The organism is Streptomyces sp. HUAS MG56 (assembly GCF_058673395.1).
The window spans coordinates 2,440,192-2,464,316 of record NZ_CM178722.1 but is presented as its reverse complement, the minus strand read 5'-3'; the positions used below and the strand labels follow the sequence as shown (position 1 = coordinate 2,464,316).

The following is a 24,125-nucleotide window of genomic DNA, read 5'->3' as shown; positions in this document are numbered from 1 at the left end:
CGGCCAGTTTGAGTATTGCCGCCCCTGACACGCCGAGGCCCCAGACCGGCGTCAAGGACATGCCCCACCGACGAGGGCCGAACAATGAGGAACCGGCAGCCGGGTCTCGTCACCTGCGGAGTCAGCCACCAACTCCGGCAGAGGGGACGAGACTGATGTTCGTCGGATGGGACTGGGCCAGCGCCAGCCACGACGTGACCGTCATTGACGACCGCGGCATCGTGATCGACCACTGGGCCTTACAGCACAGCGAAGACGACTTCGGGGCCGCCCGAGCAGGCGCCACTCAGTCAGCCAGAGCCTTGCGGATGGCCTCGTCTAGGTCCTGGCGCGCGGGACTGACCGTGCGTCGCCAGATCTCGTCAAGGCCGCCGGGGCCACTTGCACGGCGCATCATCGTGAAGCATGCGGCCTTCAGCAGCCTTGCTGCCTGCCCGACTTGCTCAGGTCCAAGTTCCGACACGCTGTGAACGCCTTCGTGCAGTTCGTCGAACGCCTTCTCGACGGCTGCTCTATCCCACTCGTTGTCACTCGCCAGCACCTCGTGCTTGAAGTTCGCTACGGAACCCTGGAGGCTCCGGTAAACCGTGTACCTGGTCGTGAGCATCCACTTGTTGCGGTCAGCTGTCTGTTGCTCGGTGGCGAGCTCCTTGGCCCTATCGGACTGCCGGGCCGCGACGTCTAGGGCGCTGCGCTGTGCCATCTCGGCCTGCCGCAAGGTTGCCCGCATTTGCCACCTAGTTGTGAGCACGCCCACTGGTATGCCTACAAGCGCCAGGATGGCGGCTATCCCCGAGAGATCCACGATGGATCATCATGCCCGCTACAGCTACTCAAGTGTGTGCGTTCGAAGGTTAGGGTCACGTTTTCCCAGGTGAGGTGTGTTGCCGTCCCTCGGTAGGCATGACCCGACCCGCCCGCCGCGCGCGGCTCGGGCCCCAGACGGATTCGGCCAGGGCCCGAGCGGTTATGGCTGGTTGGCGGTCAGACCTTCACGAGGTCGTAGGTGCCGGTGCCGTCCGGCCTTCCGCTGCTGTACTGGCGCAGGAACTCGCCGTCGGCGTAGCGGTCATGGCCGATCATGTAGCCGGTGTACTTGTTCTGGAGGCCGATTTTCCCGGAGCCGGGGACGTCGCGGTAGATGTAGAACCGCTGGAGGTCGTCCTCTGCGCAGGTGGCCGTGGTCAGGGCCGCCCCTTCGTTGGCAGCGTTCTGCTCGGCGATGGTCGCGCACCCGCCGTTGCCCCAGTTCCACAGGGACGCCTCAAGGACGCCGTTGTTCTCCGTCACGTTGCACAGCCGCCAGTTGTCCAGGTGGGCGCTGGTGAAGTTGGATTCGCGCAGGCGGATGCCGTCGTTGGCCAGGAGCGGTGCGCTCCAGTTCAGGGGCTTGTCGGGTACGGCGATCTTGTAGGCGTCGGTGCCACAGGTGAGAGCGGCCTGGGCGGTGGGCGCGGTGACCGGGGCGCTCTTCGCGTTCTTGGTGGCGTTGGTGGCGCTCTCGGCGGCGTGCCGGGCTGCGGTGGCCTTTGCCGAGGGGACCAGGCCCGCCGCGTGCTTGGCGGTGGCGGTGGCGGTGGCGGTGGCGCAGTCCAGCAGGCTCTGTGCCTTGGCCATGATGCTGTTGGCGGGGACCTTGTCCTCGCAGCGCACCGCGCCTTCTTCGATGGTGGTGTAGGTGGTGTAGCTGCCGGTGTCGGGGCCCTCGAGCCACTTCAACGCGTAGCTTCCGTCGCTTTGTTGGACGCGATTGCAGTTGAGACTGCCGTAGGTGCCGGTGACCTTCTTTGTGCCCTTGTAGAGCCCGTAGTAGCCGGGCTGGAAGAAGTTCCAGGTGATGGAGTTCGACACGCTGCTGGTGGAGGTGTAGTTGACCTGCACGTTCAGGCCCAGGCTCGCGCCGACCATGCCGAGGGCGTCGACGGCGAAGCTGCCCTGCACGTTGCCGTTGACGCCGACGGAGACCGAGATGGTGGTCTGGGTGTTGGTGGAGATGGTCTGGGAGCCGGTCGTGCCCTCGGTGACGTACCAGCCCTTGAAGTGGGTGATCACTGGGGCGACTTCGGTGCTCTTGATGACCGGGTGGCGCTTGCCGAGATCGGCTGCGGTACAGCTCTGGCCGGGCTCGGTGGTCTGCTGGGCGGCGGCGGGCGCGGCCGGTGCGGCGGCGGCCGGGCCGGCGGCCAGGCCCACGGCGGCCGTCGCGGTGGCTAAGAGCGCTCCGAGCCCTCTGCCCAGGCGGGTTCTTGTGCGGCGCATCGTTGTTTTCCCCCTGCTGTGCGTGGTCTGTGAGGTGAGTGGGAGTGAAAGTAGCGCCGCCGGGGGCGGCAGGGCGACGCCACAACTGGCCAAATACGATCAAAAACTGTCCCGTTCTCGGTTGGTATGAACGGGAGTTGCCCGGTTCCATGCCATCGGTGTGCCCGCAAAGGGGCCACCGAAGGAAGGGACCACCTCTTGAAACACGTCAGACGCGGCCTGGCGGCGGTAGCCTCGCTCGCCCTCACCGCAGCCCTGTGCGCCGTGGGCACCTCAACAGCCGCCGCCGCACCGCCCACGAGCCGGGCAACCCCCCAGGGCCACGGCACCTGCACGGACACCGCCCCTGGCTCCGCACTCCAACGCCAGGGCGCGGCCTGGACATGCCTCAGGGCAGAACCCGCCTCTGCCCTCGCCCCTGCTCCTGTCCGCGCCGGCAACCCGGGGGCGGACCTCTGCACCAAGGATTCCAGCGACCCTGTCGTTTCCACCCGCAAGGCGTACTGCACACGGCACGTGGTCCTCTACGAGCTCCTCGACGACAAGCAGGTGGTGATCGGCCACGCCGATGTCATGGTCGTGGCCGCGTCGTCCATGGCCTCCTTGTCTGGCGCGCGGTGGTCGGAGGACGTCAGCGCCTACGTCACCGAGATGACGCCCAATGTCACCGGCGTGACGCTGTCGCTGAGCTCCGCCTGCAGCGGCCAGTGCACTGCGGGGCCACCGGCCTGGGGCGGCGCACCCGTGCTCCTGCACAGTGGCCAGGGCAAGGACGGCGGCACCCTCACCTACACCTCGACCGTCGGCAAGGGGTTCCACTCACAGATCCAGCCCACCTACCGCGTGGACGGGACCATCCTCGGCGCGGCGCCCCGGACTACCCACACCGAGTGGCTCGGCCCCGAGGTGCGCTGCGACGACGAGGTCGGCAACAGCCCCGGCTGCATCGTCATGGGCCACCTGGCCGACGTGACCTTCTCGAAATCGGTCTACCACGGGGCGGCCGTCGCCTACGAGTGGGCGCAGAAGAACCTCTCGGGCAGATTCGGCGACGCCGACCACCCACTGGAGCGGTTTGTCGACCCCCTCGACCCGGACAACAGAAACAGGCGTGCCACGACCTGCGACCGTGGGCCACTGCGCTTCGTGCGGGGCGCCACCGGTGTCCCCAACGATTCCTGTGACGAGTACCCCTTCGCGAGCACCTACCAGGGCGGGAATGACGGTGCCCTGTGTGTGGACATCACCCCGCGCCAGATCGGTGGCGTATGGGACGTCGCGGGCGTCACCGTCGACCGGGGCAGCCCGCCCAACGCGCCCTGCATACGGGCTCATGTCGACAATGACGACAACAAAGCTGCGGGTGGCGAGCTGGGGCGGGCGGTGCAGTCCGACCGCATCCTCGACAGTGAGTGGTATCAGGTGATCATCGTTGCGTGAGGCCCGAAAGGAGCCCTCTGTGCCGACCGAGCTGACGAACTGAATCCCGCGCTCATCGACGACGTGCATGAACAGGCCGTCGAGCGCTCCGGGCTCCATGGCCACATCCGGCATCTACTGCGACGTCATGCTGGCGGCCCGTCAGGCAACAGCTGCACAGGCAGTGGCATGGCGCAGACACCACCCGGCAGGGCCGCTCAGGCCGCAACGAGCCGATCCGAGGGGCCGCCCGGAGGCGCTGGCCGGGGGCGCTTCACCGCGTGTGGACTGGGTGCGTAGGGTACGAGCGGCCCGGGAGCGCGCGGGCCGGGCCGCCCCCGGCCGGGCGACGCGACCGAGGGGCCGAGGACGGGGCGTAGCGGGGATGACGGACGCGACGGACGTGGGGTGGCGTGCGGACGGGGAGGCCGGCGGGGGGATCGCACCGCTGGACCGGCGGGTGTTCGCCGTCGCCGTGGTGGTCTTAGCCGTGCTGATGGCGCTGTCGCCGCGCTACGGCTTCCACATCGACGAGCTGTACTTCCTGGACTGCGCTCGGCACCTTCAGGCGAGCTATGTGGACCAGCCGGCGCTGGCGCCTCTGCTGGCCCGGGTCTCGCTGTCGCTGTTCGGGGTCTCGGAGGCGGGCCTGCGGCTGTGGCCCGCGCTGGCCGCCGCGGGCACGGTGGTCGTGGGCGGGATGACCGCGCGTGAGTTCGGCGGCGCGCGGCGGGCCCTGCCCTTGCCGGAAACCTCGTCCGTGCAGGTGAGAGCGGTATGCGGGTTTCGCGGGTCTTGACACTCCCGGTCGGTTGGGCCGGTGCTCTGGTGCGCGTGCCGGACGCTGCGGGAACATGATCGGCCGTGCTGCTGCGACTGGCTTACCTGGGCGTGACGAACGCGTTCGTCATGCTGCGCCTGCTGCCGATGAGCGACCGGGACAAGGACGTGGAGATTCTGGTGCTGCGCCATCAGATTGCGATGTTGGAGCGGCAGCTGGGCGGGAACAGGCCGCGGTTCGAGCCGGGCGATCGGGCGTTCCTGGCGGCGTTGCTGCACCGGCTCCCGCGGGATGTGCTGCGTCGGTTGCGGTTGTTGGTGCGGCCGGACACGGTGTTGCGATGGCACCGTGACCTGGTCGGGCGCCGCCATGCCGCCGGGTCCCGGCCCAGGCGCCCGGGCCGGCCGCGCACCGTGCACTCCATCCGCGTCCTGGTGCTGCGCCTGGCGCGCGAGAATCCCGGCTGGGGCTACAGGAGGGTGCACGGCGAGCTGCTCGTGCTGGGGGTAAAGGTGGCCGCATCCACGGTATGGGAGATCTTGAAGGAGGCGGGGATCGACCCGGCGCCCGAACGGAGCTCCAGTACCTGGGGCGACTTCCTGCGCTCCCAAGCCGATGCCCTGCTGGCCTGCGACTTCTTCGAGAAGGTCACCCTGACCGGAGTGCGGCTGTACGTGTTCGCCGTCATCGAGCACGGCAGTCGCCGGGTCCGCGTCCTGGGCGCCACTGCCCACCCGACCGCGTCCTGGGTGGTCCAGGCCGCGAAGAATCTCGTGATGGACCTGGAGGACGCGGGCTCTCGGGCAAGGTTCATGATCCGGGACAGGGACGGCAAGTTCCCCGGGCTGTTCGACGCCATCTTGAAGGACGTGGGGATCGAGGTCGTGCTCAGCGGGGTCCGGATGCCGAGAATGAACGCGACCGTGGAGCGGTGGGTGCAAACGTGCCGGCGCGAGCTGCTGGACCGGACCTTGATCTGGAACCAGCGGCACCTGCTGAACGTCCTGCGTGAGTTCGAGCAGTTCTACAACGGACACCGGCCGCATCAGGGCATCGCGAACGCCCGTCCGCTCTACCCGCTGCCCGCCCCGATCGCCGGTCCGGACCAAATAGCCCGCCTCGACATACGAAGACGCGATGGCCTCGGCGGCATCCTTCACGAGTACGAACACGCCGCCTGACCTGCACGGACGGAGATATCTGCAAGGGCAACGTTCGACGACCCGACGCCCGCGGAGCTGGCGAATCTCGAGGCCGAGAAGGAGATGCAGCGCACCGGCCGGGGGTACTCGGCGATCCAGGCGACCCGGCCGCAGACGCTCGGCTACGGCCTCACCGACTCCCCGGCGGGACAGGCCGCCTGGATCGCCGAGAAGTTCTGGGCGTGGACGGACAACGACGGCCATCCCGAGGACGCGTTGTCGCGGCAGACGATCCTCGACGAGATCTCGGTCTATTGGTTCACCGCGTCGGCCACTTCGTCGGCGCGCCTGTACTGGGAGAGCTTCGCCAACTTCCGGGACAAGGTGACCGCGCCATCCGGGCTGTCGGTCTACCCGCGCGACATAACCCGCCCGTCGAGGCGGGAGGCCGAGCTGCGGTTCACCGACCTGCGCTGGTTCGAGGAGCTGCCGCATGGTGGCCACTTCGCCGCGCTGGAGCAGCCGGAGTCGCTGGTCAAGCAGGTGCGCGGGTTCTTCCGCCTGTTCCGCTGACTGTCCGGTCTTGTCTGCACCGCCCGCCTGCCGCTGTCGAGCGCCACCCTGAACCATCTCGCCGACCTGATACGCAGCCATCTGAAGAAGATCGGCTCGCCGTGGCGGGCCCGGCCCACGGGAAAGATCGCAGGGATCGTGCTGGCGGTCCTGCGCTGTGACCAGCGGCCCGGCGACCTGGCCGGTGGGAACGGGGTGCACCGCACTACCGTCACCCGCTGAGTGCGCGAGGTCGTCGGTCTGCTGGCTGCCCGCGCCCCGCGCCTGGACCGCGTGCTGAAGAAGATCGCCCGAAAGGGCGGCGGGATCGTACTGCTGGGCGGCACGTTGATCCGCACCCGCAGACGCAGCGGAGACGAGAACCGGAAGAACTACTCCGGCAAGAGCAAATGCCATGGCCTGCTCGTGATCGCGCTCACCGACGACAAGGCCGACTGATCTGGGTCTCGGCCACCCGGCCCGGACGGGCCTCGGAGATCACCGCCTGCCGACACGATCAGCTCACGCACAAGTTGCGGACGGCCGGGCTCGGGGCCATCGCCGACCTGGGGTTCGTCGGACTCGACGACACAGATCCCGACGCCGACCTCGCGGTGATCAGCGGCTGCAAGGCCGTCCGGAACCGGCCCCTGACGCGAGGGCAGAAGCTCTCCGACAAAGCGCCCGCGGCCGTCCGGGCTCCGGTCGAGAACGGCTTCGCCCACCTCGAGAACTGGCGCGTGCTCGGCAAGGTTCGCACCGACCCGAGATGGGCGACCGCCCTGGTCGGGGCCCTGCTGGTCCTCACAGACCGCGCAGTCTCCCGGTGACCGATGATCTCCGCCGTAGTCATCCGCCCACGACCAGCCCGAGCGCCCCGAACTCCGCGCACACCAGCCTCTTGACCTGCGGCTTCACGATGCACGCCGCTCAATGGGCAACAGGGGCACCCATGCCTTCAAACGCCACGCTTCAGGTCAGCGCGGCAGGGCCACCACGGCGCGCGTTCCGCCGCCGTCGGTTTCGGTGAGCGTGATCGTGCCGCCGTGCGCCGTGGCGATCTCCCGGGCGATGGGCAGCCCGAGCCCGGTGGAGCGGGTGCCGTGTCCCCTGTCGGCGTCGAGGCGGACGAAGCGGTCGAAGACCCGCTCGCGTTCCTCGACCGGGATTCCCGGTCCGTCATCGCCGATCTCGACCCGGATGCCGTCCGGTTCGACCCCCGCCGTGACGGACACCCTCGTCCGCGCGTACCGGGCGGCGTTGTCGATGAGGTTGCGGAACAGCCGGGACAGGTCCTCCGGGTTGCCGGTCACCGTGGTGTGCGCCGGGACCGCGAGCTCGATCTCCAGGTGCGGCGCCGTGGTTGTCGCCCGGATCTCGGCGAGCAACGCGGACAGGTCGGCGGTTTGCCGGCGCGCGGCCAGCTTTCCGGCGTCGGCCCTGGCCAGGGTGAGGAGTTGGGAGATCAGCGCTTCGAGGCGTTCGGTCTGCCGGGCGGCCCGTGAGGCGATGTCGGGCCAGGGTGCGCGGTCGGGGTGTGCGAGTCCGACCTCGAGGCCGGTGCGGATGGCCGTCAGGGGGCTGCGGAGTTCGTGGCTGGCGTCGGCGACGAAGCGGCGTTGCCGTGCGGCGGAGTCGTCCAGCCGCGCGAGCATGTCGTTCATGGTGCGGGCCAGGTGGCCGATCTCGTCGTCCGTGCCGGGCTCGGGGACGCGCTGGGACAACTCGGCGGCGGTGATGGCGGTGGCGGTGCGCCGGATCTGCTCCACCGGCCGCAGCGCGCGGCCGACCACCCACCACACGGTGCCGCATGCCACCAGGAGCGTGCCCGGCACGCCGATGACGAGCAGCCGGGCGAAGGTCTCGTCGACCTGGTCGCGTTGGCTGGTGGCAGTCAGGGTGATGACGGTGACCGGTCGGCCGCCGACCTTGGTGCGCTCGCCGAGGACGGAGAGTTCGCCGGGAAGGACGCCGTCGACGGCCTTCTGCCGAACCGGGGTCGTGGCATCCGCCGCAAGTGTGAACACAGCCGGTCTGCCGGCCAGATTGCGTGTCGAGGCGATGACGGTCCCGTCCGGCGCAAGGACCTGGGACTGGGCCTGCGCGTCGAGCACCGACGGCGGCAGTGGCTGCGGGAAAGCCCCGGCGGTGGCCGACTGCTCGATCTGTACTGCGTAGGTGCGCAGTTGCCCGGCGATGGTGCGCTTGGCCTGGCCGACCTGCAGCAGGTACATCACGAGGAGCCCGATGACGACGGCCGCGGTGAGCGCGAGACCGGCGATGACCGTGACGCGGGTCCGCACGGTGCGCGGGCGCGCGCCGTGTGCCAGACGGCGCCAGGCGCGCGCAAGCCCGGTCATGGTTTCTCGCTTCTGATGACGTATCCCTTGCCGCGCACGGTCTCGATGACGGTCGGCCCGCTCGGCCTCTCGATCTTGCGCCGCAGCCGGTGCACGAGGACCTCGACGATCGCCGGGTCGCCGGTGGAGTGGGCGTCCCAGCAGTGTTCCAGCAGTTCGGCCTTGGAGATGACGGAGCCCTTGCGTCGCAGCAGGTACTCCAGCACGGCGGCCTCCCGGCCGGTCACCTCCAGGGGCGCACCGTCGCGGGTGACGGTGCGTCCGGCGGGGTCCAGTGCCAGGCCGGCGGCGACGAGCACCGCCGGCCTGGCACCGAGGGTGCGTCGGGTCAGGGAGCGCAGGTGTGCGAGGAGGACCGGGTAGGAGAACGGCTTGGAGAGGTAGTCGTCCGCACCGGAGTCCAGCCCCTCGGCGTGGTCGAGGTCGTCGTCCATGGCGGTGAGCATCAGGATCGGCGTCCAGCGCTCGCGCTCGCGCAGGCGCTTGGCCACCTGGTACCCGTCCAGGCCGGGCAGCATGACGTCCAGCACGATGACGTCGTAGGCGTTCTCCGTCGCCATCCACAGCCCATCCGTGCCGTTGTCCGTCGCGTCGACGACGTATCCCTCGGCCTGCAGGCCCCAGACCAGGGCCTCGGCGACGTCCGGCTCGTCCTCGACCACCAGCACCCGCACGGCCTATGCCTCCCCGATCCGCTGCGGAACCAGCTCCGGACGGGCCTCGTCGGCTGACCGCGTCACCGGGAGCCGGAGCAGTCGCGCGGCCCGGTCCGGCAGCCACCAGTTCCAGTCGCCGAACAGCGAGACCAGTGCGGGCAGCAGCAGCATCCGGACCACGATAGCGTCCAGCACCACCCCGAACGCCAGGCCGATGGCGATCTCGCGCACGGTGACGTCGTTCGCCGTGGCCAGCGAGGCGAGCGCGAAGAACAGGATCAACGCGGCGGAGGTCACCAGGCGGCCGGTGCGCGCCACACCCTCGATGATGCCCTCCCGCGTGGATCCGGTGCGGTCGTATCCCTCGCGGACCCTGGCCAGGATAAACACCTCATAGTCCATGGACACGCCGAACAGGAACCCGAAGATCAGCACCGGGGCAAGGGTGTCGATCGCGCCGTAGGTGGACGCGCCCCACAGCGCCTTCATGCCGATGCCGTGCTGGAAGACGATCACCAGCAGGCCGTAGGAGGCCGCCACGGACAGCATGTTGAGCAGCACGGCCTTGGCAGGCAGCAGGACCGACCGCATCCCGCGGGTCAGCAGCAGGAAGGTGACCACCGCGACCACAGCGAACAGCAGCGGGAACGAGCCGTAGGTGGCGCTGGTCTCGTCGATCTTCTGTGCGCCCTCGCCACCGGCCAGCACACCGGGTGGGACGCTGCGGCGGATGTCGGCCAGCGAGGTGCCGCCGTCGGCACTGCCGACCTCGTGGTACGGGATCGCGATGACCATCGCGCTGCCCCCGGTGTGCCAGGCCGGTCCTGCCGGGGCTGCGGCGCCACGCAGGCTGGAAACGGTGTCCAGGGCGTTCACGGTGTTCCCCGCGCCGACGGCGTTCGGGACGTACACCGGCACCGCGGTCAACGTCCCGGACGGGAATCCGTCGGTTTCCAGGGTGTGCAGGCCGTCGGTGTAGGCGCCGGCGGTGGCCAGTGCGTGGCTGCTCGGCGTGCTGATGTCGATGGTCGCGGCGGTGGCGGTCAGCGCGGCCAGGATGCCCAGGCCCGCGACCGCCGAAGCCACGCGGTGCTTGATCACGAACTTCGACCAGCCGGTCCAGAACCGGCTGTCCGCCTGCCGTCGCGACGCCCGCCGCGGCCAGTCCACCCGCGGCCCGATCTTGGACAGCACCGCAGGGAGCAGCGTCAGCGCGACCAGGGTCGCGGTGGAGGGGATGAACAGCCCGGACACACCGATGCCGCGGACCATCGAGTTGGGGATGACGGTCAGCGCGAACAGGCCGAGCGAGGCCACCATGCCGCTGAACCAGACGCTGTGCCCGGCCCGCTGCACGGCCGCGCGCACCGCTTCTTCGTTGCTCTTGCCGGCCGCGCGCTCCTCGCGCCAGCGGGTGACCACCAGCAGCGAGTAGTCGATCGACAGGCCCAGGCCCAGCAGCGCCACGATGTACTGCACGGCCGGGTGGATCGGCGAGGACGACGGCATCAGGAACGTCAGCCCGTAGACGAGCAGTTGCATCGTCAGCACCGAGATCAGGGCCATGACCAGCGGCAACAGCGCCAGCAGCGACCCGAACACCCAGGCCAGGATCACCAGCGCGCCGACCGCTCCGATGATCAGCTCACCGGTGACGCTGGAGTTGCCGCCGCCGGTGGTGTTGCCGGCCTCCAGTGCCCGCAGACTGGTGCCGTGCACGGTCAGACCTGGCGCCGCGGCTGTGACAGCCCTGGTGAGGGCGTCGATCTGATCGGTGGCCATGTCGTCACCGGGCTTCGGCGGATAGGCCAGGACGATCGTGCTCGTCCCACCGTTCCCGACCAGCGTCCGGCTGCCGGTCGAGGCATAGGAGACCAGGCGCAGGCTCGGCGCCGCCGTGGCGATGCCCCTGTCCACCGCCCGCAGTTTCGCCCGCGCCTGCGGCGAATTGACGGTCTGCCCGGTCGGGAGGTCCAGGACCACGACAGCGGGGTCCTGGGTCGCACCTCCGTAGCTCCGGGCGATCTGCACGTTGGCGGTGTAGCCGGGGCCGGTGACATGGGTGCCTGGTTGCAGCCGGCCCGAGAGCGACGGCGCCACCAGCATGCCCACCACCGTGATCACCAGCCAGCTGAGACCCACCACCAGCCGATGGCGGATCACCCATCCGCTCAGCTTCTCCACGATTCCCTCCCAGTGACCGGCAGCGGCGGCAGCCGCTGCTCACCTCACTGACGGAAGGTAGGGAGAGCTTCCTTACCGGACGCTTTCAGCGCCCGGCACGGACCGGCACACGCTCGTGCGGTGCCGCGTCAGGAACGTCCGGTTCCCGGCCCGACGGCGCGCGCCTCACGGTCACGCCGACATGTCCTGTTCGCCGCCTTCGGCGCCTCCGTGCACGACGCCGTCGCGCACGGCATTCCCGAGGACCACTGCCTGCGCGTCGGCGACCTGGCCAGCATCGACTGCGGAGCAGCCGCAGTGCGTCATGAGATATGTGCCGGCGAGCGTGGCCGCTCTTCCCGGTCGTCATGGGAGGCAGCACTCGGGCCGACGCCGCCGGCCGAGCGGGGCTGTGGCCACGCGGTCACTGCCGGGAGGAGGGGATCAGCGCGCGGAACCCTGTGATCAGCGCGTTGAGGCCCACCACGAACTCATCATCGCTGTCGACATCCGCAAGAACGTCGACGCCTCGCACGAGCAGCGGGAGAGCGGCCTCGTCACGCGAGCTGAAGAGCAGTCGGCGGTGACGGTGCCCTTGGCGCTGCAACGCTGCGACGTCGGTGAAGATGCCCGCGCCGTTGATGGGGTGGACGACCCTGCTCGTCTTCTCGGTCACCCGGCGAGGGCGAGGTTGTGCAGGCGGGCGATGCCGAGCATGGCGTGGTGGACACCGTCGCCCTTGGGGCGGCAGTCGCGCAGGATCTTCCACGTCTTCATGCGGGCGAAGGCGTGCTCGACGCGGGCGCGGACTTTGCGGTGGGAGGCGTTGTGTTCCTCCTTCCAGGCCGGGAGATCGCTCTGGCCTTTCTCTCGGCGGTGTGGGATGACCAGGCCGGTGCCGCGGTAGCCGCCGTCCGTGATGACGGTGGTCTTGCCGACGGCGGCTTTCGCCCCGGACAGCTCCCATGTCTTGCAGTCGTTGCGGTTGCCGGGCAGCGGTCGGCCGACGGCGACAACCAGTCGGGTGTCTGCGTCAATGACGACCTGGTGGTTGGCGGAGTACCGGTAGTTTTTCGACTGCTCGGCGATGCTGTGGTCCCGGGTGGGGACCAGGGTTCCGTCGACGATCAGGACGGTGTCCTTGCGGAACCGTTTGCGCTGCTGAAGCGCGAGCGAGGGGCCGAGGTGGTCGATGATGCGGTCGGCGGCCGACTTCGATACCCCGAACAGCGGTGCCAGCTGCCGCAGCGTGAGGTTGGTGCGCCAGTACGCGGCGACCAGCAGGACCCGGTCCTCCAGCGGAAGGCTCCACGGCCGGCCCTTGCGAACGGGATCTGCACCCTCGCGTCGTAACGCCGTGATCAGCTTGCCGAACTGTCGCGGGCTCAGTCCGCTGAACGGGGCTGTCCAGGCAGGCTCCGACGCCGTGATCACACCAGTCACTGCATGATCATTCCACCGCTTCAGGAGCTCCCTGCTCAAACGCGAGGCGGCAGCGCTCGACCTGCTCGGCCACCTGCTCCATGAACCAGCGCATGATCTCGTAGGGGATGACGTGCTCGTCGTGGCTGTGGATGTGGACGGCCGGCTCCAAGTTCGGGTCCTCGTCGGGTATCACCGCCACCATGAAGGCAGCTCCGGGCAGGTGGGTCTGTGCGTTGGGAATCTCAGCCCACGCAGCTGGCGCAGGCACGGCCTCGCTCAGCTCCACACGCCAGGCGTCGTCCGGCAACGCGTAGTGGAACTGGACGGCGTAGTGGCGGCCTGCATGAACGCGCAGCTCTGGCATGCCCGCAGGCTGCCACAGCTGCCACGCCGGAGTCTCGCGAGTATCCGCTCAGCACCTGGTGCCGCCGCCCCGCCAACTATGTGCGGGACAGCTCTTAGGGTTGGCAACGCATCGTGTGGAGTGCCGAGTTGCACACAGTGAAGAGGGGGTTCCGTGCCGCAGTGCACAGCGAGCCGGGAAAGCGCAGGCAGGACCCGTGATCCCGGCCGCGGTGTTGCTGCGCGTTGCGCACCTCGGGCGCCACGGGAGCACACCCGCAGCGCGAGCCACGCCATCATCGGGTCAAACCGGGACTGCCGAGCGTCACTCCACCTCCGGCCAAACCTCCGGCCCGCCACTCCGCCACTCGATCAGCGGCGAGTTCACCAAGTCCACCACGTCCAACCTCTCCAGGCCGGCACGCTCCAGGAACACCGACAGGTCGCGCAGGCTGTACCCGGTGCCCAGTGTCTCGCTGTCGACACGGACGCAACGGCCGCCGCCCTCGCCGGGTGGATCCACGATCACGCGACCCTCGGCCCGGCCATCCGACCGTGGCGGGGCAAGGCGGGCTGCTTGATGTCGGCGGTCATGTCGTGCTCTCCGATCAGGCGGTCGGCACATTCCCCCCTCTGATCGTCAGCTGACCAGGAAAGGGTGAAGGCCGAACTACTTACCGACAAGGTTGCGAACTGGACAACAGGTGCCAGGCCACCGCCCGCGGGGTGAGGATTCGTCCTGTGTACGGGCGTACTGGCCGGCACGGCCGTCGTCTCACACATTTCTCACAGACCTTGTGTGAGACGACAGCCGAAAGACATCTGACCTGGCCTTTTCCCGCCCTCCCTAGAACTGATGGACGTCACGGGCGACCCGTAAACTAGGGTCATGGCCTACGAGATTCCGGTGACGCAAGCCAGGGCTGAGCTCGCCGACCTGATCAACCGGGTGGTGTACGGCGGTGAGCGCGTCGTCGTGACACGGCATGGGAAGCCGCTGGTCGCGCTGGTCTCGGCCGGTGACCTGGAGCGGCTGGACGCGCTCGACGAGCCGGCCGCGGAGGAGCAGGTGATCAGCTCCGTGTCGGGGCTGCACGAGGCCGGTTCCGCTCCGCGCGAACGGCAGCAGCGGTTCGGGCTCGCCGCCGAGCACCGGGGGCCCGGCATGGCCGCCGAGCACCGGCGGCCCGGTGTGTCCTGACCCGTGCGGATGAACGGGTAAGCCGCTTACCATCCCGCGGTCATCGGGCGATCAAGGTCTGGTTAACGTCGTTGAAACTCCGACGAACTAACCTGCCGATCCACGCCACCAGCGGTTTTTCTGCCCGGATTGCTGTCAATCCTGGTATTTGTCGGTGTGTTAGACCTGTCTCCGTCGTGGTGGCTGCGGCAACCGGACCCCGTACGGTCCGGAGCGAGGACTGTGAGGTGGGACGTGCAACTGACCCCGCACGAGCAAGAGAGGCTGCTCATCCACGTGGCGGCCGACGTGGCCGAGAAGCGCCGGGCCCGCGGGCTCAGGCTCAACCACCCCGAGGCCGTCGCCCTCATCACCTCGCACATCCTTGAGGGCGCCCGGGACGGCCGTACGGTCGCCGAGCTGATGTCCTCCGGCCGCAAGATCCTCACCAGGGACGACGTCATGGAGGGCATCGCCGAGATGATCCACGACGTCCAGGTGGAGGCCACCTTCCCGGACGGCACCAAGCTCGTCACCGTGCACGAGCCGATCATCTGAGGGCGCCGCGATGATTCCCGGAGAGGTTCTGTTCGCGCACGGCCCGATTGCCTACAACGAGGGCCGCGAGGCCACCCGTGTGACCGTCCTCAACGCCGCCGACCGGCCCGTCCAGGTCGGCTCCCACTACCACTTCGCCGAGGCCAACCCCGGCCTTCAGTTCGACCGCGCCGCCGCCCGCGGCAAGCGGCTGAACATCGCCGCCGGCACCGCCGTGCGCTTCGAGCCCGGCATCCCCGTCGACGTCGAACTCGTCCCCCTCGCCGGCGCCCGGATCGTGCCGGGGCTGCGCGGGGAGACCGGAGGCTCCCTCGATGCCTGAGATCTCCCGCGGCGCCTACGCCGACCTCTTCGGCCCCACCACCGGTGACCGCATCCGGCTCGCCGACACCGATCTGCTGATCGAGATCGAGGAGGACCGCTCCGGCGGCCCGGGCGCCTCCGGGGACGAGGCGGTCTTCGGCGGTGGCAAGGTCATCCGCGAGTCCATGGGCCAGTCCCGGGCCACCCGCGCCGACGGCACCCCCGACACCGTGATCACCGGCGTGGTCGTCATCGACCACTGGGGCGTCGTCAAGGCCGACGTCGGCATCCGCGACGGCCGGATCACCGCGCTCGGCAAGGCCGGAAACCCCGACACCATGGACGGCATCCACCCCGACCTGGTCATCGGCCCCGAGACCGAGATCATCGCGGGCAACGGGCGGATCCTGACCGCCGGTGCGATCGACGCGCACGTCCACTTCATCTGTCCGCAGATCGCCGACGAGGCGCTCGCCTCCGGCATCACCACCCTGGTCGGCGGCGGCACCGGCCCGGCCGAGGGCTCCAAGGCGACCACCGTGACGCCCGGACCCTGGCATCTGGCCCGGATGCTGGAGGCGATGGAGGCCTACCCCGTCAACGTGGGCTTCCTCGGCAAGGGCAACACCGTCAGCCACGAGGCGATGCTGTCCCAGATCCGCGGCGGCGCCGCCGGCCTGAAGCTGCACGAGGACTGGGGCTCCACCCCGGCCGTCATCGACGCCGCGCTCACCGTGGCCGACCGGACGGGCATTCAGGTCGCCATCCACACCGACACGTTGAACGAGGCCGGGTTCGTCGGCGACACCCTCGCCGCCATCGCGGGCCGGGGCATCCACTCGTACCACACCGAGGGCGCCGGCGGCGGGCACGCGCCGGACATCATGACCGTCGTCTCGCAGGCCAACGTGCTGCCCAGCTCCACCAACCCGACCAGGCCGTACACCGTCAACACCGCCGAGGAACACCTCGACATGCTGATGGTGTGCCACCACCTGAACCCGGCGGTCCCCGAGGACCTGGCGTTCGCCGAGTCCCGGATCCGGCCGTCCACCATCGGCGCGGAGGACGTGCTGCACGACCTCGGCGCGATCTCGATCATCTCCTCCGACTCCCAGGCGATGGGCCGGGTCGGCGAGGTGATCCTGCGGACCTGGCAGACGGCGCACGTCATGAAGCGCCGGCGGGGCGCCCTGCCCGGCGACGGCCGCGCGGACAACCACCGGGTACGGCGCTACGTCGCCAAGTACACGATCAACCCGGCGCTCGCCCAGGGCCTCGCCGCCGAGATCGGCTCCGTCGAGACCGGCAAACTCGCCGACCTCGTCCTGTGGGAGCCCGCGTTCTTCGGGGTCAAGCCGCTCCTCGTGCTCAAGGGCGGGCAGATCGCGTACGCGCAGATGGGCGACGCCAACGCCTCCATCCCCACCCCGCAGCCGATCCTGCCCCGCCCGATGTACGGCGCGATCGGCCGCGCCCCGGCCGCCAACTCGGTGAATTTCGTGGCCCCGTTGGCGATCGAGGACGGGCTGCCGGAGCGGCTCCAGCTCGGCAAGCGGTTCGTGGCGATCGAGTCCACCCGGCAGGTCACCAAGGCCGACATGCGCGAGAACGACGCCCGGCCCGACGTGCGGATCGACCCCGACAGCTTCGCCGTGCACATCGACGGCGAACTGGTCGAGGCGACACCTGCGGCCGAACTGCCCATGGCCCAGCGCTACTTCCTCTTCTGATGAGCAGGGCTGCGCTGCTGGTCCTCGCCGACGGCCGCTTTCCCGCCGGAGGTCACGCGCACTCCGGCGGGGCGGAGGCCGCCGTCAAGGCGGGCCGGATCACCGGTGCCGGGCACCTGGAGGACTTCTGCCGGGGCCGGCTGCACACCGCGGGGCTGGTCGCGGGCGCGCTCGCGGCGGCCGCCGTACTCGGCGTGGACGTGCGGGAACTGGACGCGGCGGCGGACGCCCGCACCCCCTCCCCGGCGCTGCGCGCCGCCGCGCGCCGGCTCGGACGCCAGCTGCTGCGGGCCGCCCGCGCGAGCTGGCCCGCACCCGAACTCGACGCGCTGGCCCGGGAGTTCCCCAAGGGTGCCCACCAGCCGGTGGTGCTCGGACTGGCCGCACGGATGGCCGGACTGGGCCCGGACGACGCGGCGTACTGCGCGGCGTACGAGAGCGTGAGCGGGCCGGCGACGGCGACCGTGCGCCTGCTGAGCCTGGACCCGTTCGACGCGACCGGCGTGCTGGCGCGACTGGCACCGGAGGTGGACCGCGTGGCGGACAGGGCGGTGGAGGCGGCACGGCGAGCCGCCGCCGAAGGCGTCGACGCGCTGCCCGCGGCGTCCGGCCCCCTGCTGGAGGTCGGCGCGGAGTGGCACGCGGCCTGGCCGGTCCGGCTGTTCGCGTCATGACCTGGCCCAACCACCCCACCGGCGCGGCCGGTTGACGAGCGACAGCCCGGGGACGCCGCCCCCCATCGAACCAACCTCCCGGTCCCTAGGAGCCGTACCCATGCACCTCGATCACACCCATTCCGGCCCCGCCGCCGTCAGCGCGGACGCGCACCGGCCCGACGGCACGCACCGTGCGCTGCGCATCGGGCTCGGCGGGCCCGTCGGGTCCGGGAAGACCGCGACCGTCGCCGCGCTGTGCCGGGCGCTGCGCGACGAGCTGTCCCTCGCCGTGGTCACCAACGACATCTACACCCGTGAGGACGCCGAGTTCCTGCTCCGGGAGGCCGTGCTGCCGCCCGAGCGGATCACCGCCGTGGAGACCGGAGCCTGCCCGCACACGGCGATCCGCGACGACATCTCCGCCAACCTCGAAGCCGTGGAGGACCTGGAGGACGAGGTCGGCCCGCTGGACCTGATCCTCGTCGAGTCCGGCGGTGACAACCTCACCGCGACCTTCTCCAAGGGGCTCGTGGACGCGCAGATCTTCGTGATCGACGTGGCCGGCGGCGACGACATCCCGCGCAAGGGCGGCCCGGGTGTCACCACCGCCGACCTGCTCGTCGTCAACAAGACGGACCTCGCCCCGTACGTCGGCTCCGACCTCACCCGGATGGCCGCCGACGCCAAGGCCCAGCGGGCCGAACTCCCGGTCGTCTTCCAGTCGTTGCGCGCCGGGGACGGGGTCGCGGACGTCGCCGCCTGGGTCCGGGAACGGCTCGTCGCGTGGACGGTGTGACCGCCGCCGGCGTCCGGGCCCACGCGCGCATCGCCGCCCGGGCCGACGGCCGCGGCGCTACGGTGCTGCCCGTGCTCGACGGTGAGGGCCCGCTGGCCCTGCGCCGCGTCCGGTCCACCGGCGCCGAGGCCAGGGTCATGGTCGTCGGCGCGATGAGCGGTCCGCTCGGCGGCGACCGCCTGGCGCTCTCGGCGTCCGTCGCCGAGGGCGCCCGACTGCACGTCGGGTCGGCCGCCGCCACCATCGCGCTGCCGGGCCAGAGCAAGGGCGAGGCCCGCTACGACGTCCGGCTCGACGTGGCCGAGGGCGCCGAACTGCACTGGCTGCCGGAGCAGTTGATCTCGGCCGGCGGCAGCGACCTGCACGTCACCACCCGCGCCGAACTCGCCGCCGGAGCGCGCCTCGTGCTGCGCGAGGAGCAGGTCCTCGGCCGGGCCGGAGAGGAGCCCGGCCGGCTCACGAGCCGGCTGACCGTACGCGTCGCGGGCCGGACCGTGCTGGACCAGGAACTGTCCTGCGGCCCCGGGGCCCCGGGCGGCTGGGACGGCCCGGCGGTCCTGGCAGGACACCGCAGTGTCGGCCAACTCGTCGTCGTACGGCCGGAGTTCGCCGAGCGGCCGGTCCGGGCGCAGGCCCTGGGGGAGTGCGCCGCGCTGATACCGCTGGCGGGACCCGCGGCCCTGGTCAGCGCCGTCGCGCCGGACGCGCTGCGGCTGCGGGGGCTGCTGGAGGAAGCGCGGTCGCTGCTCGCCGTGTGAGGTGCCTACCGGTCACCGCGTGACGTACGTACCGGTCAACGGGACATGATCGTCCGGTTATCGGATTGGTAAAGATGGCAGATGCCCCCTGTTCACAGTCGGCTCACAGCCGAGAGGATCCCCGTTTGACGACTCGCAGCGATGCATATGTAGGGGGAGGGGCCCACTTGAGGGACAACAGACCGAAGAGCCGCCTGCTGGCGCTCGGTTCCGCCGGAGCACTCGTCACCGCCACCCTGATCGCCGGCGCCGTGTCGGCACCCGCGGCCAGCGCCGCCGGCGCCACCGGCCGGCCCGGCCAGGACCGCGCGGCCAAGGGTGCCGAGATCGCCGCCGCCCGCGCCGCCAGGGCGGGCATCAACTGGCAGGAGTGTCCTGCCGCTTGGGGTCTGGCCAAGCCGATCCAGTGCGGCTGGGTCAGCGTGCCCGTCGACTACACGCACCCGTACGGAAAGCAGATCAAGCTCGCCGTCGACCGCATCGGCAACACCGGCACCAAGGCCGAGCGCCAGGGCGCGCTCGTCTACAACCCGGGCGGTCCCGGCGGTTCCGGCATGCGCTTCCCGACGCGGGTCACCAACAAGAACCCCGTCTGGGCGAACGTCGCCAAGGCCTACGACTTCGTCGGCTTCGACCCGCGCGGCGTCGGCCACTCGGCACCCATCTCCTGCGAGGACCCGCAGGAGTTCGTCAAGGCGCCGAAGATGGACCCGGTGCCCGGCTCCGAGGCGGACAAGCTGGCCCAGCGCAAGCTGGCCCGCCAGTACGCGGACGGCTGCCTGGACCGCACCGGCCGCGCGATGCTCCAGCAGATGACCACGCCCAACACCGCCCGCGACCTGGACGTCATCCGCGCGGCGCTCGGCGAGAAGAAGCTCAACTACCTCGGTGTCTCCTACGGCACCTACCTCGGCGCCGTCTACGGCACCCTCTTCCCGGGCCACCTGCGCCGCATGATCGTGGACAGCGTGGTCAACCCGGCCCGCGAGAACATCTGGTACCAGGCCAACCTGAACCAGGACGTCGCCTTCGAGGGCCGCTGGAAGGACTGGGAGGACTGGGTCGCGAAGAACGACGCCTCCTTCCACCTCGGCACCACCCGCGCGGCCGTCCAGGCCAAGTGGCTCGAACTGCGCGCCACCGCCAAGAAGAACCCCATCGGCGGGGTCGTCGGCCCGGCCGAGCTGATCTCCTTCTTCCAGAACGCCCCGTACTACGACTCCTCGTGGGTGCCGACCGCCACGGTGTTCAGCAAGTACGTCGCCGGTGACACCAAGGCACTGGTCGACGCGGCGGCCCCCGACCTGTCCAACACGGCCGGCAACATCTCCGCGGAGAACGGCAACGCCGTCTACACGGCCGTCGAGTGCACCGACGCCAAGTGGCCCACCAGCTGGCGGAAGTGGGACCGGGACAACACCCGGCTCAACAAGGACTATCCGTTCATGACCTGGGCCAACGCCTGGATGAACCTGCCGTGCGCCACCTGGCCGGTCACGCAGCAGAACCCGGTCCACGTCACGACCCACACGGGCCTGCCGCAGGTGCTGATCGTGCAGTCCACCCGCGACGCCGCCACCCCGTACGAGGGCGCCGTCACGCTGCACCAGCGCTTCGCGGGCTCCCGTCTGATCACCGAGAAGGACGCGGGCTCCCACGGTGTGACGGGCCTGGTGAACCCCTGCATCAACCAGCGCGTCGACGCCTACCTGGTCGACGGCAAGCTGGACGGCGCGGACGTGACCTGCGGCCCGCACGCCACGCCCAAGCCGTAACCGGGACCGTACGGTGACGAGGGGCGGCCGGAGCACCACCGTCCGGCCGCCCCTCACTCATGCAGCTCATGCCGCTCGATTCGCGAACCAGACGTCCTCGGCCGCGTAGTCGAAGAGGTCCGGGTACGCCTTGGCGAGCAACGGGAAGGCCTCCCGCCAGTCCCGCGCGGCGAGCGTGTCCGTCAGCCACGCCACCGTCTCCGGCAGGCTCTCGGCGTACGACACCACCGGCCGGTACCCCAACTCCCGCTCCGCTGCGGACATGTCGCAGACGACCGGCAGCGGGACCGACCACGGCGTGCCGCCGACGGAGCCCTCGGGCGGTCCGTCGAGGAACGCCGTCCGCGTCGTCGTGCCCATCACCGCGTCGACCGCCGCGCCGATCTCCGCCGGCGTCGGCGTCTCACCGTCACAGGCGTTCAGCACCCGGGTACCGGGCCGCGCCGCCGCCAGCCGCACCAGTTCGGCGATGTTGCGGGCGCTCGACGGATGGAACAGGCTCTCGCCCCGGTACGCCACCATGCGCTCGCGCCTGCCGTCGAGGTTCCGCTTCACGAAGTACAGCTCACGCGGCAGCGGACTGTACGGCCCGTGCACCGCGGCGGGCCGCAGCACGGTGACGGGGAACTCCGCGGCGGTGGCGAGGAGTTCTCGTTCCAGCGCCGCCTTCCTGGTGCTGTACGACGTGTCGCCCGCGGCGATCGTCCGCTGGCCCTCGGGAACCGGCACCGGGAAGACCGGGAAGCCCTCCGGATCGCGCAGCGTGTCGAAGTTCCGTCCGGATCCGTCCTCGTACACCGACACGGTGGAGATCACCACCGCCGAGCCGACGCGGCCCGCGAGGGACGTCAACTGCCGGGCGTGCGCGGCGTCGTAGGCCACCACGTCGACCAGCAGCTCACAGCCGTCGCCGACCAGCGCGGAGAGAGCGGAAGGGGCCGTGTCGGCGGCGCGGTCCAGGCGGGCCGTCCGTACCCCCTCGTCCCACGCGGCGTCGCGGCCGCCGCTGCGCGAGACGGCCGTCACCTCCCAGCCGTCCCGCGCCAGCGCGTTCACCGTCGGACGGCCGATCTGCCCGTTCGCCCCGATCACCACAGCCTTCTTCATACGGCGAGCCTAGGTGTGCGGGCGGCGTGGGGCGCGGACGTTCTGCCGTCGGCAGAGGGGGGTGCGGCGGAGCCGGCCGGTCGCTCAACCGAGCGGCGCGCGCGGGAACCTGCGTTCCTTCCCGGCCTTCTCCGCGCTCTGCCGGGACTTGACGACGGCCGCGTACTCGTCGACGTACTCCTGCTCGGACAGGGTCAGGATCGCGTACATGATCTCGTCCGTGACGGCCCGCAGGATCGCCTTCTCCCGCTCCATGCCGGCGTAGCGTGAGAAGTCGAGGGGCTTGCCGAAGCGGATGGTGACGGGGTGGAAGTGCGGGACGACCCTGCCCGGCGGCTGGGCCTCGAACGTGCCGATCATCGCGCACGGCACGACCGGCACGCCCGCCGTCAGCGCCATCACGGCGACGCCGACCTTGCCCTTGTACAGCCGCCCGTCGTGCGAGCGCGTCCCCTCGGGATAGATCCCGAGCAACTCGCCCTTGCCCAGCACCCCGAGACCCTCCCGGATCGCCGCCTGGCCGGCCTCCTTGCCCGAGCGGTCCACCGGGATCTGCCCGGCGCTGCGGAAGAAGAACGCGGTGAGCCGGCCCTTGAGCCCCGGGCCGGTGAAGTACTCCGCCTTGGCCAGGAAGGTGATGCGGCGCTTCAGGATCGCCGGCATCAGGAAGTGGTCGGAGAAGGAGAGGTGGTTCCCGGCCACGATCGCGGGGCCCGACGCCGGCACGTTCTCCAGGCCCTCGATCCGGGGCCGGAACAGCAGCCTCAGCAGGGGGCCCAGCAGCACGTACTTCAGCAGGTGGTAGAACACGGCTCGCCCCTCATTCCGCCGGGCCCGGCGGCACCGGTGTCGTCCCGGCATGATCCCGGTGCCGGCCCGCATGCGTCTGTAGTGATACGTAAGTCATACGTAACCGCCTCGCAACCCCCTCATACCCACCGCGCCCGCCGGCCTCCCCGCCCCGGGGCGGGCGGCGTCGTCATCCGTCCGGCGGGGCCCGCGGTGCTTCGGATACCCCCTCCCCGTACGATGGCTGCGATGCACAGCACCGGACCGCACGCCCCGCGCCCGCCCCAGCGGCGGCGGCGCGTGCTGCTCGTGTTGTCCGTGCTGGTGGGGTTGTTGGGGATGCACGCGCTGGGGCCCGCCGGGGGTGCGGGGCACGCGGAGCACGGCCGGAGTGTCCATGCCGTCGCGCTCACCGCCTCTGACGCGTGTGCCGGCGATGACGGGCACTGCGGTGGCGGCCTCATGCATCACGCCGACCCCACCTGCGCCTCGGGCGCGGTGACCGGCGGGCCGCAGATGCCGGCCCTGGTCCCCGACCCCGTGGCCGCCCCTGCCGCGGATGTCCGCCCGCACTCCCGCGCGGCGGCGCGGTCGGAAGGCGCCCGCGCCCCGCCCTCCCTGGCCGAACTCCAGCTCCTGCGGATATAGGACGCCCCGTCGGCCGTGGCGCCCGCCCCTGCCTGGCGGAGCCCCCGGTCGCGCTCACCCGTGTCCCATATCCCTTGAGAACCACAGGAGTTCCCGCATGACCACCCGTATTCCCACGCGCCGCGCCGCCCAGGTCGCCGTCGCCGCGGCCGCCGCCCTCGTCCTCGCCGCCTGCGGTGGCGGCAGCGACGGCAGCGCCGCCCACGACACCTCCGCCGCCCCCGGCGCGACCGCCTCGGCCTCCGCCCACAACGCCCAGGACGTCGCCTTCGCGCAGGGCATGATCCCGCACCACCAGCAGGCCCTGGAGATGGCACGGCTGGCGGCCGGCCGGGCCTCCTCGGCGCAGGTGAAGGACCTCGCCGCCCGCATCGAGAAGGCGCAGGACCCCGAGATCCGCACGATGACCGGCTGGCTCAGGGCCTGGGGCGAGCAGGTGCCGATGGCCGGCATGGACCACTCGGGCCACTCCGGCATGCCCGGGATGACCGGGATGATGAGCGACGGTGACATGGCCGCCCTGAAGAAGAAGCGGGGCACGGACTTCGACACGTCGTTCCTGTCCATGATGGTCGAACACCACCAGGGCGCCCTGGAGATGGCCGGCACCGAGAGGACCAGGGGCGCCTACGGTCCTGCCAGGACCATGGCGGACGCCATCGTCACCGGCCAGAGCTCCGAGATCAAGGAGATGAAGAAGCTCCTCGGCAAGAACTGACGCGG

25 protein-coding genes and 1 pseudogene are annotated in these 24,125 nt (G+C 70.5%); 15 read left to right on the top strand and 11 right to left on the bottom strand.

All coding sequences use genetic code 11. From position 1 onward, the window contains the following. Window positions 1–286 precede the first annotated feature (286 nt). Both AC4OXY_RS11800 and AC4OXY_RS11795 read right to left on the bottom strand, forming a co-directional pair. Window positions 287–805, bottom strand: coding sequence for a hypothetical protein (locus tag AC4OXY_RS11800; protein ID WP_491993880.1), 519 nt, complete (start codon window positions 803–805; stop codon window positions 287–289). 179 nt (window positions 806–984) lie between these two features. Then, complete coding sequence (locus tag AC4OXY_RS11795; RefSeq protein ID WP_491993879.1) at window positions 985–2,259, bottom strand: hypothetical protein; 1,275 nt, start codon at window positions 2,257–2,259, stop codon at window positions 985–987. 198 nt (window positions 2,260–2,457) lie between these two features. Here AC4OXY_RS11795 and AC4OXY_RS11790 point away from each other — a divergent pair, with 198 nt between their 5' ends. The 5 genes and pseudogenes from AC4OXY_RS11790 to AC4OXY_RS11770 all read left to right on the top strand — a co-directional run bounded on the left by AC4OXY_RS11790 (window position 2,458) and on the right by AC4OXY_RS11770 (window position 6,983). Next, the gene (locus tag AC4OXY_RS11790) at window positions 2,458–3,699 is read left to right on the top strand and encodes a NucA/NucB deoxyribonuclease domain-containing protein (RefSeq protein WP_491993878.1); all 1,242 of its coding nucleotides are present in this window, start codon (window positions 2,458–2,460) and stop codon (window positions 3,697–3,699) included. Window positions 3,700–4,063: 364 nt separating this feature from the next. After that, entirely contained in the window at window positions 4,064–4,477 is a 414-nt protein-coding gene (locus AC4OXY_RS11785) for an ArnT family glycosyltransferase (protein WP_491993877.1), read from the top strand. Window positions 4,478–4,542: 65 nt separating this feature from the next. After that, a complete protein-coding gene (locus AC4OXY_RS11780) occupies window positions 4,543–5,640 on the top strand; it encodes an integrase core domain-containing protein (protein WP_491993876.1) in 1,098 nt (365 codons plus the stop codon). 84 nt (window positions 5,641–5,724) lie between these two features. Next, the gene (locus AC4OXY_RS11775) at window positions 5,725–6,174 is read left to right on the top strand and encodes a hypothetical protein (RefSeq protein WP_491993875.1); all 450 of its coding nucleotides are present in this window, start codon (window positions 5,725–5,727) and stop codon (window positions 6,172–6,174) included. Continuing rightward, window positions 6,175–6,983 (top strand): annotated as a pseudogene (locus tag AC4OXY_RS11770) (transposase family protein). Between the two features lie 147 nt (window positions 6,984–7,130). Here the strand turns inward: AC4OXY_RS11770 and AC4OXY_RS11765 are convergent. The 7 genes from AC4OXY_RS11765 to AC4OXY_RS11735 all read right to left on the bottom strand — a co-directional run bounded on the left by AC4OXY_RS11765 (window position 7,131) and on the right by AC4OXY_RS11735 (window position 13,622). Then, window positions 7,131–8,513 (bottom strand): sensor histidine kinase, encoded by a 1,383-nt coding sequence (locus AC4OXY_RS11765; protein ID WP_491993874.1) that lies wholly within the window; start codon window positions 8,511–8,513, stop codon window positions 7,131–7,133. Beyond that, on the bottom strand, window positions 8,510–9,187 hold the full coding sequence (locus tag AC4OXY_RS11760; protein WP_491993873.1) for a response regulator transcription factor: 678 nt from the start codon (window positions 9,185–9,187) through the stop codon (window positions 8,510–8,512). The genes AC4OXY_RS11765 and AC4OXY_RS11760 overlap by 4 nt, the downstream gene beginning before the upstream one ends. A gap of 3 nt (window positions 9,188–9,190) precedes the next feature. Beyond that, entirely contained in the window at window positions 9,191–11,353 is a 2,163-nt protein-coding gene (locus tag AC4OXY_RS11755; RefSeq protein WP_491993872.1) for an MMPL family transporter, read from the bottom strand. A gap of 403 nt (window positions 11,354–11,756) precedes the next feature. Next, entirely contained in the window at window positions 11,757–12,008 is a 252-nt protein-coding gene (locus tag AC4OXY_RS11750; RefSeq protein ID WP_491993871.1) for a hypothetical protein, read from the bottom strand. Then, a complete protein-coding gene (locus AC4OXY_RS11745) occupies window positions 12,005–12,775 on the bottom strand; it encodes a transposase (protein ID WP_491993870.1) in 771 nt (256 codons plus the stop codon). Before AC4OXY_RS11745 ends, AC4OXY_RS11750 begins: the two co-directional genes overlap by 4 nt. Window positions 12,776–12,782: 7 nt before the next feature. Then, on the bottom strand, window positions 12,783–13,121 hold the full coding sequence (locus AC4OXY_RS11740; RefSeq protein ID WP_356027000.1) for a hypothetical protein: 339 nt from the start codon (window positions 13,119–13,121) through the stop codon (window positions 12,783–12,785). A gap of 303 nt (window positions 13,122–13,424) precedes the next feature. Then, a complete protein-coding gene (locus AC4OXY_RS11735; RefSeq protein WP_356026998.1) occupies window positions 13,425–13,622 on the bottom strand; it encodes a hypothetical protein in 198 nt (65 codons plus the stop codon). Window positions 13,623–13,988: 366 nt separating this feature from the next. Here AC4OXY_RS11735 and AC4OXY_RS11730 point away from each other — a divergent pair, with 366 nt between their 5' ends. The 8 genes from AC4OXY_RS11730 to AC4OXY_RS11695 all read left to right on the top strand — a co-directional run bounded on the left by AC4OXY_RS11730 (window position 13,989) and on the right by AC4OXY_RS11695 (window position 20,858). Continuing rightward, complete coding sequence (locus tag AC4OXY_RS11730; RefSeq protein ID WP_356026995.1) at window positions 13,989–14,300, top strand: type II toxin-antitoxin system Phd/YefM family antitoxin; 312 nt, start codon at window positions 13,989–13,991, stop codon at window positions 14,298–14,300. Between the two features lie 234 nt (window positions 14,301–14,534). Next, window positions 14,535–14,837 carry an urease subunit gamma gene (locus tag AC4OXY_RS11725; RefSeq protein WP_356026992.1) on the top strand — a complete coding sequence of 101 codons (303 nt, stop codon included), beginning with the start codon at window positions 14,535–14,537 and terminating at the stop codon, window positions 14,835–14,837. Window positions 14,838–14,847: 10 nt separating this feature from the next. After that, window positions 14,848–15,159 carry an urease subunit beta gene (locus AC4OXY_RS11720; protein ID WP_356026989.1) on the top strand — a complete coding sequence of 104 codons (312 nt, stop codon included), beginning with the start codon at window positions 14,848–14,850 and terminating at the stop codon, window positions 15,157–15,159. Further along, a complete protein-coding gene (locus tag AC4OXY_RS11715) occupies window positions 15,152–16,873 on the top strand; it encodes an urease subunit alpha (protein ID WP_491993869.1) in 1,722 nt (573 codons plus the stop codon). The genes AC4OXY_RS11720 and AC4OXY_RS11715 overlap by 8 nt, the downstream gene beginning before the upstream one ends. Continuing rightward, window positions 16,873–17,547: an urease accessory protein UreF gene (locus AC4OXY_RS11710; RefSeq protein WP_356026984.1), complete on the top strand. Its 675-nt coding sequence runs from the start codon at window positions 16,873–16,875 to the stop codon at window positions 17,545–17,547. Before AC4OXY_RS11715 ends, AC4OXY_RS11710 begins: the two co-directional genes overlap by 1 nt. 100 nt (window positions 17,548–17,647) lie before the next feature. Further along, the gene (gene ureG, locus AC4OXY_RS11705) at window positions 17,648–18,325 is read left to right on the top strand and encodes an urease accessory protein UreG (protein WP_356026982.1); all 678 of its coding nucleotides are present in this window, start codon (window positions 17,648–17,650) and stop codon (window positions 18,323–18,325) included. Further along, window positions 18,322–19,083: an urease accessory protein UreD gene (locus AC4OXY_RS11700; RefSeq protein WP_491994818.1), complete on the top strand. Its 762-nt coding sequence runs from the start codon at window positions 18,322–18,324 to the stop codon at window positions 19,081–19,083. Before ureG ends, AC4OXY_RS11700 begins: the two co-directional genes overlap by 4 nt. Before the next feature lie 167 nt (window positions 19,084–19,250). Continuing rightward, window positions 19,251–20,858: an alpha/beta hydrolase gene (locus AC4OXY_RS11695; protein ID WP_491993868.1), complete on the top strand. Its 1,608-nt coding sequence runs from the start codon at window positions 19,251–19,253 to the stop codon at window positions 20,856–20,858. Between the two features lie 66 nt (window positions 20,859–20,924). Here the strand turns inward: AC4OXY_RS11695 and AC4OXY_RS11690 are convergent, their stop codons facing one another. Next, window positions 20,925–21,965, bottom strand: coding sequence for an NAD-dependent epimerase/dehydratase family protein (locus AC4OXY_RS11690; protein ID WP_491993867.1), 1,041 nt, complete (start codon window positions 21,963–21,965; stop codon window positions 20,925–20,927). A gap of 84 nt (window positions 21,966–22,049) precedes the next feature. Further along, complete coding sequence (locus AC4OXY_RS11685; RefSeq protein WP_356026972.1) at window positions 22,050–22,775, bottom strand: lysophospholipid acyltransferase family protein; 726 nt, start codon at window positions 22,773–22,775, stop codon at window positions 22,050–22,052. 228 nt (window positions 22,776–23,003) lie between these two features. On the opposite strand from AC4OXY_RS11685, the gene AC4OXY_RS11680 reads away from it, so the two are divergent. Together AC4OXY_RS11680 and AC4OXY_RS11675 are read left to right on the top strand one after the other, a co-directional pair. Continuing rightward, window positions 23,004–23,402: a DUF6153 family protein gene (locus AC4OXY_RS11680; RefSeq protein ID WP_356026970.1), complete on the top strand. Its 399-nt coding sequence runs from the start codon at window positions 23,004–23,006 to the stop codon at window positions 23,400–23,402. 97 nt (window positions 23,403–23,499) lie between these two features. Next, window positions 23,500–24,120, top strand: coding sequence for a DUF305 domain-containing protein (locus AC4OXY_RS11675; protein WP_491993866.1), 621 nt, complete (start codon window positions 23,500–23,502; stop codon window positions 24,118–24,120). The last annotated feature ends 5 nt before the right edge of the window (window positions 24,121–24,125 follow it).